The following is an 11,993-nucleotide window of genomic DNA, read 5'->3' on the forward strand; positions in this document are numbered from 1 at the left end:
ACGTCATCTGGGCACTGATCCGCGACAACCGCACCTTCGCTATCGAGGCACCAACCCCGATCAGCGCTGCGGCTTGACACGATCATTGAAACTCCCGTCGAATGTCCTTGCGCCGCCGCTGCTTCGGGTGGCGGCCGCGACGATGTCATCGGCCAGGTCCGCGACGCTGCGCTCTGGACAGGCCGTCCCGGCAACGTGGTCTGCAGTCCCTTGGTTTGTGGCGGCCTCTGGCGACTGGTGCTTGGCAGATCGCCGCTCCGCCGTGGCCGCCCCAACGGCGTGGTTCGCAGGCACCTGACCCGTAGCGGCCTCCGGCAGCTGGTGCCCGACGGACGACCGCTCCGCCTTGACCGCCCCGGCGACGTGGCCAGCAGACACATGATGCGCAGCGGCATCCGGCGACTGGTGCTCCGCAGCGGGCCGTTCCGCCGTGGGATCCAACGGCAGGTGTTCCGCGGCGAGCCGCGCACCCAGCCGCTCGAGCAGCAGCTCACCTTCCGCGAAGCAGCGCGCGATATCGGGTTCGATATCGGCCAGGGCGTAGGCGGCCGAGAACCCCGCCTCATGCAATCGCTTGGTGGGCAGCGTATTCCGGCCACAGACAGCGATGACCGGCACGCCCGCCAACCCGGCGGCAGTGGCGACACCGGCCGGCGCCTTGCCGTACAGGGTCTGCTCGTCGAGCATGCCCTCCCCGGTCACCACCAGATCCGCATCGGCCACACGCTCGGCGAAACCGACCAGCTCCAAAACCAATTCGATTCCGGGGCGTAGGCGAGCACCGAGCACCGCGACTGCCGCGAACCCCACCCCGCCCGCCGCACCGGCACCCGCACGATCGCGCAAATCGGTGCCGGTGGCGACCGCGACACAGTCCGCCCAATGAGTGAGCGCCGCGTCGAGCACTTCCACTTGGTCACCGTCGGCACCCTTTTGCGGACCATAGATGGCGGCCGCACCGCGCGGACCGGTGAGCGGGTTGTCGACATCGCACGCGACGGTGATCTCGACCCCGCCCAGCCGTTCCCGCACCGGCGCAAGGTCGATCGCGTGCAGTCGAGCCAATGCCGCACCGCCGTCACCGATTTCGGCACCGTCAGCATCGAGCAGACGCGCACCGAGCGCCGCGAGCAGCCCGGCGCCGCCATCGGTACCCGCACTGCCCCCGATGCCGAGCACCACCCGACGGCAGCCGGCATCGATCGCCGCGGCGATGACCTCGCCGCTGCCCCGGCTGGTGGCCGTCATCGGTGCGAACTTGCCGCTCGGTAGCCGTACGAGCCCGGATACGTCCGCCAGTTCCACGACGGCGATATCGTCGCGGCGGGCATACGCCGTGCACACCGGTTCGCCGGTGGGTCCGGATGCGGTCACCAGGACCGCCTCGAAACCCGCGGCCGAAGCGGCGGCGACGGTGCCGTCCCCGCCGTCCGCGATCGGCACCACCGACACCTCGGCACCGGGCCGGACGCGGTGGATACCGACCCGGACAGCGGCACCGACCTGCGCGGCGGTCAACGACCCCTTGAACTTGTCGGACGCGATCAGGACTCGAGTCATCGCGGCTCAGTCCAGCTGCGCGGTCGCGGTCGGGACGTCGGCCGCGGACTGCGCCAGTTCTTCGAATTCGACGATATTGTCGATCTCGAGTCCCATCGACACATTCGTCACCCGTTCGAGGATGACCTCGACGATTACCGGCACCCGGAATTCGGTCACCAGCTTCTTCGCCTCATCGAGCGCCGAACCGATCCACGCCGGATCGAATACCCGAATCGCCTTGCAGCCCAAGCCTTCCGCGACCTTGACGTGGTCGACGCCGTACCCGGCGAGCTCTGGGCTGTTGATATTGTCGAAGGCGAGCTGCACGTAATAGTCCATGTCGAACGCGCGCTGCGCCTGACGGATCAGGCCCAGATACGAATTGTTCACCACGACATGGATGTACGGGATATTGAACTGCGCGCCGACGGCCAATTCCTCGATGAGGAACTGGAAGTCGTAGTCACCCGAGAGCGCAACCACGGTGGCATCGGGATCTGCCGTCGCGACACCGATGGCCGCGGGTACGGTCCAGCCCAGCGGCCCGGCCTGGCCCGCATTGATCCAGTGCCGCGGCCGGTAGACGTGCAGCAGCTGCGCCGCCTGGATCTGTGATAGACCGATGGTGCTGACGTAGCGCACCTCGGGCCCGAATGCCTTGTTCATCTCCTCGTAGACGCGCTGCGGCTTGATCGGCATATCGTCGAAGTGCGTCTTACGCAGCCCGACCTGTTTCCGGTTACGGCACTGCTCGGCCCACACACTGCGATTCGGCAGCTGTCCGGCCGCGTCGAGTTCGCGCGCGACCTCGACGAAGACGCGCAGCGCGGCACCCGCGTCGGAGGTGATGCCGTAGTCCGGTGCGAACACCCGACCGATCTGGGTCGGCTCGATATCGACGTGTACGAAGGTGCGATCCTTGGTGTAGGTATCCACACCGCCGGTATGCCGGTTGGCCCAACGGTTTCCGATACCGAGCACGAAATCGGATTCGAGCAGGGTGGCATTGCCGTACCGGTGTGAGGTCTGCAGTCCGACCATGCCCGCGTGCAGCACGTGGTCGTCGGGAATCGTGCCCCAGCCCATCAGCGTCGGCACCACCGGCACACCGGTGAGTTCGGCGAATTCGACCAGCAGCGCCGCGGCATCGGCATTCACGATGCCGCCACCCGCGACGATCAGCGGCCGCTGCGCCGCATTCAACATCTCGATAGCCTTGACCGCCTGCGCCCGGGTCGCGGCCGGGCGGTGCACCTCGAGCGGCTCGTAAGTCTCGATGTCGAACTCGATTTCGGCGAGCTGCACATCGATAGGCAGGTCGATCAGGACCGGGCCCGGGCGACCCTCGCGCATCAACCGGAAGGCCTTCTGGAAGGTCCCCGGAACCTGTGCGGGCTCGAGCACCGTCACCGCCCACTTGCTCACCGGTGCGGCGATCGAAGCGATATCGACGGCCTGGAAATCCTCCTTGTGCAGCTTGGCCACCGGAGCCTGACCGGTGATGCACAGGATCGGAATCGAATCCGCGCTGGCGGAATACAGGCCGGTGATCATATCGGTGCCCGCGGGCCCCGAGGTGCCGATGCAGACGCCGATATTGCCCGCGGCCGCCCGGGTGTACCCCTCGGCCATATGCGAGGCGGCCTCGACGTGGCGGGCCAGCACATGCTTGATACCGCCGTGCGCGCGCATCGCGCTGTAGAAGGGGTTGATCGCGGCGCCCGGCAAGCCGAATGCCTGTGTCGCGCCTTCCTTTTCGAGAATCAGAACCGCGGCATCCACGGTGCGCATGCGTGCCATGGTCAGTGCTCCCGGCCCGACAGCGCCTCGGTCACCTTCAGCAGACCCGAGTGGTCCAGTGAACCGTGACCCATCGCGCGCGCGGCCGCGATCAACTGCGCGGTCAGCGCACCCATCGGGATCGACACCTCGGCGTCGCGGGCGGCCTGCAGGATGATGCCCATATCCTTGTGGTGCAGGTCGATTCGGAAGCCGGGCTTGAAGTCGCGCTTCAGCATGGATGCGCGCTTGAGTTCGAGGATCTTGCTGCCCGCGAGCCCGCCCGCCAGCACATCGAGGCCCTTCTCGGCGTCCGCGCCCAAGTTCTCCATCAGCAGGATCGCCTCGGCCACCAGGGCATAGGTGCCGCCCACGACGAGCTGGTTGGCGGCCTTGACCACCTGACCGGCACCGTTCGGTCCGACCAGTGCGAAGGTCTTGCCGACCGCCTCGAAAATCGGTGTGGCCGCGGCGAAGTCGGCCTCGTTGCCGCCGACCATGATCGACAGCGCGGCATTGATCGCGCCCGGCTCGCCACCGGAGACCGGGGCGTCGAGCACCCGCAGGCCCTTCTCGATGCCCCGCTCCGCGGTCGAGCGCGCGGTCTTGGGTGTGATGGTGGAGAAGTCGATGTACAGCGTGCCGGGATCAGCGTGCACGAGCACATCGGCGAAGACCGCCTCGACGTGCTCGTCCTGCGGCAGCATCGTGATGACGATGTCCTTGTCCCGCACCGCTTCCGCGACACCGGAGGCGGCCGAACCACCCGCGGCCTTCAGCTTCTCCAGACCGGTGGGGCCGATGTCGTAACCGGTCACCTCGTGCCCGGCGGCGACGAGGTGGCCCGCCATCGGGCTGCCCATGATCCCCAGGCCGATAAAACCGATCCTGAGCCCACCCGTCGCCCGGCCGCCATCCCTCACGGAATCGCTACGCGATGCTGTAGTCATTTGTCCACTTCCAATCCAGCTCGGGGTCTTTGTATTCGAGGCCGATCCAGCCGTCGTAGCCGCTCTCGGCCAGGGTTTCGAAGAGCGCGGCGAAGTCGAGTTCGCCAGTGCCGGGACGGCCGCGGCCCGGACTGTCGGCGATCTGGACGTGGCCGAGATGCGCCGCGTACGTGCGGATCACCGAGTGCAGGCCCTCGCCCATGCGGGCCAGGTGGTACAGGTCGCAGAGGAAACGCACGTTGGATTCACCGGTCTGCTCGACGACCTGCACGGCGTGCGCGGCGCTCACGATCGGATAGTTCGGCGACTCGAAGGAATTCAGTGCTTCCAGCAGGACGACGGCACCGATGGCACCGGCCGCCTGTGCGGCCAGACTCAGGTTCTCGAGCGCGAGTTCGTCCTGCTTCTCCGGACGCTCGCCTTCGACACGGTTGCCGTAGAGGGCATTCAGCGCGCGGCAGCCGGTCTCCTCGGCGATACCGACGGCGACATCGATATTGTCGCGGAACCGGGTGACCTCACTCGGAACCGAGACCAGACCGCGCCCGCCCGCCGGAATCAGGTCGATGAAGTTCAGACCGACCAATTCCACACCGGCATCGCGGATCGCGCGCACGAACGCGTCGATCTCCTTATCGCCCGGCGTCGGATTCTCGCCGAACGGCCACCAGAATTCGACCGCGTCGAATCCGGCCTGCTTTGCCGCGGCGGGGCGTTCCAGCAGCGGGAGATCGGTGAACAGGATCGAGCAATTGACATCGAATTTCGGGAAGGCGACGCCCCCGGCCTGCTTACTCATTCAGCTCCTTGACGGTATTTCTTCCAGCTGCCGATGGCGGTGATATCGATCAGCTCCGGATACGAGGTCGGCGCGCGGCGCAGCAGCATCGATAGGACCGAACGGCCGTCATCGAGTTCGATCGCGCCGAGTTCGAGTTCGGGTGGTTCGGCAGGCAGCAGCCGCTGTCGCAGCACTTCCATGGGGATATCGAAGAGTTCACCGGAGATCGAATCGCCGCCGTCGGCGACGGGATCCAGCCCCGGGAACCTATTGCCGACCGAATAGAAGCGGTAGCGCGGCGCGGTTTTCGCTTCGCCGGCGAAGGGCGCGCCGTCGAGCAGATGATTGAGCGGTTCGCCGCGCATGGCGGAACCGTTCAGAAATATCAACGGCATTCGGTGAATCCTTTGTTCGCGATTACGTGAATTATGTGGGCCGACCACACTGTCGGAATAGCGGCGATTAGCCCGAAGCCGATCGGATATCCGGAAGTCGATTTCGTAGGATGCTCCAGCCGCAGACTCGGTGCCGAAACCGCGCGCCCCGCGTACCGGGTGTACGGGCGCACGGCGGGGTGCGCGGCTCACCAGACCGGGAGCAGGTCCCGGTGGATCGGTCCGCCGGTGGCGGTCAGCGGTTGGGCCGAGCCGCCGCGGCGCACCGCGACGATCTCGGCGGCGATGGATACCGCCGTCTCTTCTGCGGTGCGCGCGCCGAGATCCAGCCCGATCGGTGAATGCAATTGGGCCAGTTCGGATTCCGTCATACCGGCGGCGCGCAGACCGGCCATGCGGTCCTCGTGGGTGCGACGGGAACCCATCGCGCCCACATAGGCCACCGGCAGGCGCAGCGCCACCTCGAGCAGCGGGATATCGAATTTGGCGTCATGGGTGAGCACGCACAGCACCGTGCGCGCATCGACCTGTGTGCGTGCGAGATAGCGGTCCGGCCACTGTACGACGATCTCGTCGGCATCCGGAAAACGCGCACGCGTGGCGAACACCGGGCGGGCATCGCAGACGGTGACGTGGTATCCGAGGAAGCGGCCGATCTTGGTGACAGCGGCAGCGAAATCTATTGCGCCGAAGACAATCATGCGCGGCGGTGGTACATACGATTCCACGAAGACCGTGACTTCACCGGCACCACAACCGATCTCGCGCACACCGGTCGCGCCGATGTCGAGCATCGCCCTGGCCTCGGCCACGACCACCTCATCGAAGGCGGCGCCGACGGTCCACCAGGACCCGATCGCCATGGCCGCACCGGTCTTCAGATCCCGTACCAACGCGACCGCCTCGTCGGTGCGCAGGACCGCCTCGATGGCGACGCGCTCGACCGCCGTGATCCGCTGGACGAATACCTCGAGCTTGCCGCCGCAGGTCAGCCCGACCGCGAAGGCGTCGTCGTCGCTGTATCCGAAGGTTTCGCGCACCGGCTGCCCGGTGCGCAGGACCTCACGGCAGAGTTCGTACACCGCGCCCTCGACACAGCCACCGGAGATGCTTCCGATGACAATGCCGTCGGCGTCGACCGCCAGCGCCGCACCGGGCGGCCGAGGGGCGCTTCCGGTGACGCCGATGACGGTGGCCACGGCGTAATCATTCTCCGCCGCATGCCATTTCCGCAGTTCTGCCGTGAGGTCGCGCATGGTGCTATCCGCCCAGGAGTAGTTCGATGGCCGAGATGCCGAAGTAGCCGGCGAAGACGAGGCTCACCACCCCGATCAGCCAATGGATTTCACGGAATTTGCCGCGCGCCAGCTTGATCACCACGTACGCGATCAGGCCCGCGCCGACACCGTTGGTGATGGAGTAGGTGAACGGCATCAGCACGATAGTCAGGAAGGCGGGCACCGCCACCTCCAGATCGTTCCAATCGATCTTGCGGGCCTGGGTCATCATCAGCGCACCGACGATCACCAGCGCCGGCGCGGCGGCCTGGATCGGCACCACGGCCGCGAGCGGGGTGAAAAATACTGCGAGGCAGAATAGTCCACCGGTCACCAGGCTGGTCAGTCCGGTGCGGGAGCCCTCACCGATACCTGTCGCGGATTCGACGTACACGGTATTTCCGGCGCCGCCGCTGACACCACCGATGACCTGGGAGATACCGTCGATGGTCAGCACCTTGCCGAGACCCGGCATGGTGCCCTTCTCATCGAGCAGTCCGGCCTCGTCGCAGACGCCGAAAACCGTTCCCATGGCATCGAAGAACCCGGTCAGCACCAGGGTGAACAGCACGACCCCCGCGACCAGCCCGCCCGCCTCGGCGAAACCGCCGAAGAGGTCGATATTCAGCGCCAGCCCGAAATCGGGTGCGGCGAAGAATCCCTTCGGCTTCTCCGGCACCACCGGCCCCCATGCCTGCGGGTCGATCTTCGCCAGCGCGTTGACGACAATGGCGAGCACCGTCGAGATGGCGATACTGATCAGAATCGCACCGGGCACCTTGCGGATGAACAGTGCCAGCATTACCAGCAGGCCGACCGCGAAAATCACTACGGGCCAACCGGATAGGTGACCACCGGCGCCGAGGGTGACCGGCGGACCGGTCTGCGCGCCGTGTCCGACCACCCCGGCAGAGACCAGTCCGATCATCGCGATGAACATGCCGATCCCGACGCCGATCGCATTCTTGAGACCGAGCGGGATGGCGTTGATGATCATGGTCCGCAGGCCGGTCGCGGCCAGGATCACAATGATCACGCCCATCAGGACGACCAGGCCCATGGTCTGCGGCCAGGTCATATGCGGCGCCGCCTGGAAGGCGACCACCGGAACCACACCGAGTCCGGCGGCGAGCGCCAAAGGCACATTGCCCGCCACGCCCATCAGGATGGTGCTGAGTCCCGCGGAAAATGCGGTGGCCGTGGTGAGTTGAGCGATGCTCAGCTTGTCACCGTTGACATCCGCGACGCCGCCGAGAATCAGCGGCACCAACAGGATGACGTAGGCCATGGCGACGAAAGTGGTGATGCCGCCACGAATTTCGCGGGAAACGGTGGTTCGGCGTTCGCTCAGCCGGAAGAACCGGTCGAGCGCAGACCGTTCTGCTACCGGCTCTGGTGTGCTGGGCTTGGTCTGAATCTGGGTCATTGGCGTGCCCTCCTCGGGGCGTAGCCGACCTACGGTCCGGCGGCTGTCCTTTTGGACCGGGCCGGACCGCACGGTTCGGGTACTGCTGTTGTGGAGTCTCTCCGGTCCATTGGAACCGGCTGCCCCTGTTGATCAACTGCTCCGGATGATGTCTTCCGGACGCACCGGCACTCGGTTGATGTGCACGTTTCCACCCCGTGATCGGCAGGCGTCACGGATCGCCGCGGCGATCGCGGGTGTCGAAGAGAGCGTGGGCGGCTCTCCGGCGCCGCGCAGCCCGTAGGGGGCGTGCGGATCGGCGTTTTCGAGAATCTCCAGCCGCTGTGACGGCGTATCGAGAATCGTCGGGATCAGGTAGTCGGTGAAGGACGGGTTGCGCACCTTACCGTCTTCGACCTGGATTTCCTCCATGACCGCCAGGCCAAGCCCCTGTACGGAGCCGCCGTGGATCTGCCCCTCCAGGGACAGGCGGTTCATGATCTTGCCCACGTCCTGGACCGCGTCCAGGGAGACGACCTTGACCAGGCCGAGGTCCGTATCCACGTCCACCACCGCGCGGTGCACGCAGAGAGCCAGCTGGGTGTGGCTATTCCCCTGTCCCGTAACGGGATCCATGCCGGTGGTCGGCCGGTGGTGGTACTCGCGGGTCTCTTCGATAACCCCCTCATCCAGGACATCGACGATCGCCGCGAGCACCTCCCCCGTGCGCGAAACCACCTTGCCGCCGACCAGGCGCAGTCCCGACATGGCACCGAACTCGGCCTGGGCCAAGGCGAGTACACGCTGGCGCACGGCCTCACAGGCCGCCTTCACCGCGCCACCGGTCATATAGGTCTGCCGGGAGGCGGACGACGAACCCGAGTCGCCGACCTGGTTGTCGGCCGGGTGAATGGTGACCCGTTCGATACCGAGTTCGGTACGCGCGATCTGCGCTTCGACCGTCACCAGTCCCTGACCGACCTCGGCGGCCGCGGTGTGTACCAGCGCAACCGGTTCTCCCGCAATGACTTCCAGCCGCACCCGAGCGGTCGAGTAGTCGTCGAAGGCCTCGGAGAAGCAGATGTTCTTGATACCGACGCCGTAACCGACACCACGCACCACGCCCTCGCCGTGCGTCGTCTGCGATGCGCCGCCGGGCAGGTTCCGGATATCCGAGGCGTCCAGCTCCGGGGGCATCGGCATATCCCGCAGCTGCCCGAGCATTTCGGCCATCGGCGTCGGCGCGTGCAGCACCTGACCGGTCGCCAGCCTGGAACCCTGTGACACCGCATTGATCTGGCGCACGTGCACCGGATCCAGATCCAGCGCCTCGGCGACCTTGTCCATCATCGACTCGTGTGCGAAACAGGCCTGCACCGCGCCGAATCCGCGCATCGCACCGCACGGCGGATTATTGGTGTAGATGCCGTACGCGTCGATCTCGATATGTGGAATCTCGTACGGCCCCACCGCGAGCGAGGACGCGTTACCGGTGACATTCAGCGTCGCCGAGGTGTACGCGCCACCGTCTAGGACGATGAGAACCTTTGCGTAGGTGAGCTTTCCGGCATCATTGGCACCGTATTCGTAGAGCATCTTCGCCGGGTGCCGGTGCACGTGCCCGAAGAACGACTCCTCGCGGTTGTACATCATCTTGACGGGCTTGCCGGTGTGCATGGCCAGCATGCCCGCGTGGATCTGCATGGACAGGTCCTCGCGACCACCGAAGGCTCCGCCGACACCTGCCATGGTCATGCGGATCTGGTCATCGGCCAGGCCGAGGCAAGGCCCGATCTGGGACAGGTCATTGTGCATCCACTGGGTGGCGACGTAGAAGTCGAGCCCGCCGTCCTCGGCCGGAATCACCAGGCCGGATTCGGGGCCGAGGAATGCCTGGTCCTGAATGCCGACCTCGAATTCCTCGGTGATCACCACGGTGGCCAGCGCGCGGCCCACGGTGATATCGCCGACGCGCACCGGCTGATGCCGGGCGATACCGCCGCGCTCCTGCACCGCGAGCCGTTTCGGGGCCGAGAGCACCGCCATCGGGTCGGTAATGGGTTCCAGTACCTCCCAATCGATTTCGATGGCATCGAGGGCACGCCGCGCGATCTCGGGGTGGTCGGCGGCGACCAGGGCGATGGGCTCACCGTGGTGGCGCACCTCGCCGATGGCCAGGACCGGCTGATCCCAGGTGTGGTCGAGGCCGTACATCTTGCGGCCGGGCACATCCTCCTGGGTGAGTACCGCGTGCACACCGGTCATGGCCAGTGCGGGCGCGATATCGATACCGCGGATGATCGCGCGCGGATGCGGGCTGCGCAGGGTCGCACCCCAGAGCATGTCATCCATCCAGAGATCGGAGGCGTAGGCGAACTCGCCCTTGACCTTCAACGTGCCGTCGGGGCGCAGCGGGCTCTCCCCGATGCCGCCCTTACCCGGTGCGGCAACCTCTTCGGGGAAGCGGGTGGTCCGTGGGACAGTCATCATGCCTCCTGTCGCATCAGCCGTTTGCGGGCCGCGACACCGGCGCGGCCGACGACATCCTGTGCGACGGTGCGCAATTCGTCGTTCTCCACGACGGTGCGCCCGCCGACGAGCAGCCGGGCCAGTGGCGGTGTCGGTCCGAAAACCAAGGAGCAGACCGGATCCTCGATCGCCGAGCGGAAACCGTCGACCCGCCAGATGGCGAGGTCGGCGAGCTTACCGGGTTCGATACTGCCGATCTCGTTGTGGCGGCCGAGATTACGGGCACCGCCCAGGGTGCCGATTTCGAGCGCTTGGCGCGCGGTAAAGGCGGTCGGGCCGTTGACCGCGCGCTGAAACAGCATGGCCTGCCGCATTTCACCCGCCATGGAAGTCAGCTCACTCGACGCCGCGCCGTCCACCCCCAAACCGACCGGCGCACCGGCGGCCACCAGATCGCTGACGCGGGCGATACCCGCACCGAGTCGGGCGTTGGAGCTGGGGCAATGCGCCGAGCCGCTGCCGGTTTCGGCGAAGCGCCGGATATCGGCGTCGTGCAGGTGCACCGCGTGCGCGAACCAGACGTCCTCGCCGAGCCAGCCGAGCTTTTCCATGTATTCGACCGGGGTGCAGCCCATCTGCTCGATGCAGTGCTCTTCCTCGTCGAGTGTTTCGGCGAGATGGGTATGCAGCCGAACACCTTTGGCGCGCGCCAGCGTCGCGGAATCGATCATCAGACCCTCGCTCACCGAGAACGGCGAGCAGGGTGCGACCGCGACCCGCAGCATCGAATCGAACGATGGATCGTGGTACTTGTCGATGACTTCGGCAGTGTGGGTGAGGATTTCGTCTCGACTCTCGACCACCTCGTCCGGCGGCAGACCGCCGTCCTTCTGTCCGCGGTCCATGGAACCGCGGCACGGGTGGAAACGCAGGCCGATCTCGCTCGCCGCGCGCACCTCGGCCTCGAACAGGTCGCCGCGCCCCTTCGGGAAGATATAGTGGTGGTCGCTGCTGGTGGTGCAGCCGGTCAACGCCAGCCAGCCCAGACCGGCAGCGGCCGCACCGTAGACGACGTCGGCGTCCATGCGCGCCCAGGTGCGATAGAGACCGGTCAGCCATTCGAACAGGGTGGAATCCTGGAACAGGCCCTGGCTCGCCCACTGGTAGAGGTGGTGGTGGGTATTGACCAGGCCCGGGGTCACCAAACAGCCTGTGCCGTCGATCTTTTCGGCACCTGGGACGATCGGTGCCGGTCCTGCGCCGAGGGCTTCGATGCGGCCATCGGAGATGACTACGTATCCGGACGCGATCTCGTCACCGACGACCGGCGCGATATAGGCATTCTCGATGACAGTCTGCCCACCTGTCACCCGGCCTCCGTCCCGCATGGAATCG

Annotated in this window: 9 protein-coding genes; all 9 read right to left on the reverse strand. The window is 66.3% G+C overall.

Annotation, left to right across the window (positions count from 1 at the left end; translation table 11 throughout):
• Nucleotides 1–60 precede the first annotated feature (60 nt).
• Nucleotides 61–1,560, reverse strand: coding sequence for a glycerate kinase (locus tag ACZ60G_RS25610; RefSeq protein ID WP_465812965.1), 1,500 nt, complete (start codon nt 1,558–1,560; stop codon nt 61–63).
• 6 nt (nt 1,561–1,566) lie between these two features.
• Nucleotides 1,567–3,342, reverse strand: a complete 1,776-nt coding sequence (gene gcl, locus ACZ60G_RS25615) for a glyoxylate carboligase (RefSeq protein ID WP_465812967.1) — start codon at nt 3,340–3,342, stop codon at nt 1,567–1,569.
• A gap of 2 nt (nt 3,343–3,344) precedes the next feature.
• A complete protein-coding gene (locus ACZ60G_RS25620; RefSeq protein ID WP_465812969.1) occupies nt 3,345–4,271 on the reverse strand; it encodes an NAD(P)-dependent oxidoreductase in 927 nt (308 codons plus the stop codon).
• Nucleotides 4,252–5,070, reverse strand: a complete 819-nt coding sequence (locus ACZ60G_RS25625) for a hydroxypyruvate isomerase family protein (RefSeq protein WP_465812970.1) — start codon at nt 5,068–5,070, stop codon at nt 4,252–4,254. Before ACZ60G_RS25625 ends, ACZ60G_RS25620 begins: the two co-directional genes overlap by 20 nt.
• A complete protein-coding gene (locus ACZ60G_RS25630; RefSeq protein ID WP_465812972.1) occupies nt 5,067–5,447 on the reverse strand; it encodes an allophanate hydrolase-related protein in 381 nt (126 codons plus the stop codon). Before ACZ60G_RS25630 ends, ACZ60G_RS25625 begins: the two co-directional genes overlap by 4 nt.
• A gap of 188 nt (nt 5,448–5,635) precedes the next feature.
• The gene (locus tag ACZ60G_RS25635; RefSeq protein ID WP_465812973.1) at nt 5,636–6,703 is read right to left on the reverse strand and encodes an XdhC family protein; all 1,068 of its coding nucleotides are present in this window, start codon (nt 6,701–6,703) and stop codon (nt 5,636–5,638) included.
• Between the two features lie 4 nt (nt 6,704–6,707).
• Complete coding sequence (locus ACZ60G_RS25640) at nt 6,708–8,150, reverse strand: NCS2 family permease (protein ID WP_465812975.1); 1,443 nt, start codon at nt 8,148–8,150, stop codon at nt 6,708–6,710.
• Between the two features lie 132 nt (nt 8,151–8,282).
• Nucleotides 8,283–10,616 carry a xanthine dehydrogenase family protein molybdopterin-binding subunit gene (locus tag ACZ60G_RS25645; protein WP_465812977.1) on the reverse strand — a complete coding sequence of 778 codons (2,334 nt, stop codon included), beginning with the start codon at nt 10,614–10,616 and terminating at the stop codon, nt 8,283–8,285.
• A complete protein-coding gene (locus ACZ60G_RS25650) occupies nt 10,616–11,986 on the reverse strand; it encodes an 8-oxoguanine deaminase (RefSeq protein ID WP_465813380.1) in 1,371 nt (456 codons plus the stop codon). Before ACZ60G_RS25650 ends, ACZ60G_RS25645 begins: the two co-directional genes overlap by 1 nt.
• Between the last annotated feature and the right edge of the window lie 7 nt (nt 11,987–11,993).

This window comes from Nocardia sp. NPDC102475, from assembly GCF_055584605.1.

Excerpts from the sequence above, each read along its gene's own strand:
- ACZ60G_RS25640 (WP_465812975.1), bottom strand. The coding sequence starts at position 8,150 with ATGACCCAGATTCAGACCAAGCCCAGCACACCAGAGCCGGTAGCAGAA.
- ACZ60G_RS25620 (WP_465812969.1), bottom strand. The coding sequence starts at position 4,271 with ATGACTACAGCATCGCGTAGCGATTCCGTGAGGGATGGCGGCCGGGCG.
- ACZ60G_RS25630 (WP_465812972.1), bottom strand. The coding sequence starts at position 5,447 with ATGCCGTTGATATTTCTGAACGGTTCCGCCATGCGCGGCGAACCGCTC.
- ACZ60G_RS25610 (WP_465812965.1), bottom strand. The coding sequence starts at position 1,560 with ATGACTCGAGTCCTGATCGCGTCCGACAAGTTCAAGGGGTCGTTGACC.
- ACZ60G_RS25625 (WP_465812970.1), bottom strand. The coding sequence starts at position 5,070 with ATGAGTAAGCAGGCCGGGGGCGTCGCCTTCCCGAAATTCGATGTCAAT.
- gcl (WP_465812967.1), bottom strand. The coding sequence starts at position 3,342 with ATGGCACGCATGCGCACCGTGGATGCCGCGGTTCTGATTCTCGAAAAG.
- ACZ60G_RS25635 (WP_465812973.1), bottom strand. The coding sequence starts at position 6,703 with ATGCGCGACCTCACGGCAGAACTGCGGAAATGGCATGCGGCGGAGAAT.
- ACZ60G_RS25645 (WP_465812977.1), bottom strand. The coding sequence starts at position 10,616 with ATGACTGTCCCACGGACCACCCGCTTCCCCGAAGAGGTTGCCGCACCG.
- ACZ60G_RS25650 (WP_465813380.1), bottom strand. The coding sequence starts at position 11,986 with ATGCGGGACGGAGGCCGGGTGACAGGTGGGCAGACTGTCATCGAGAAT.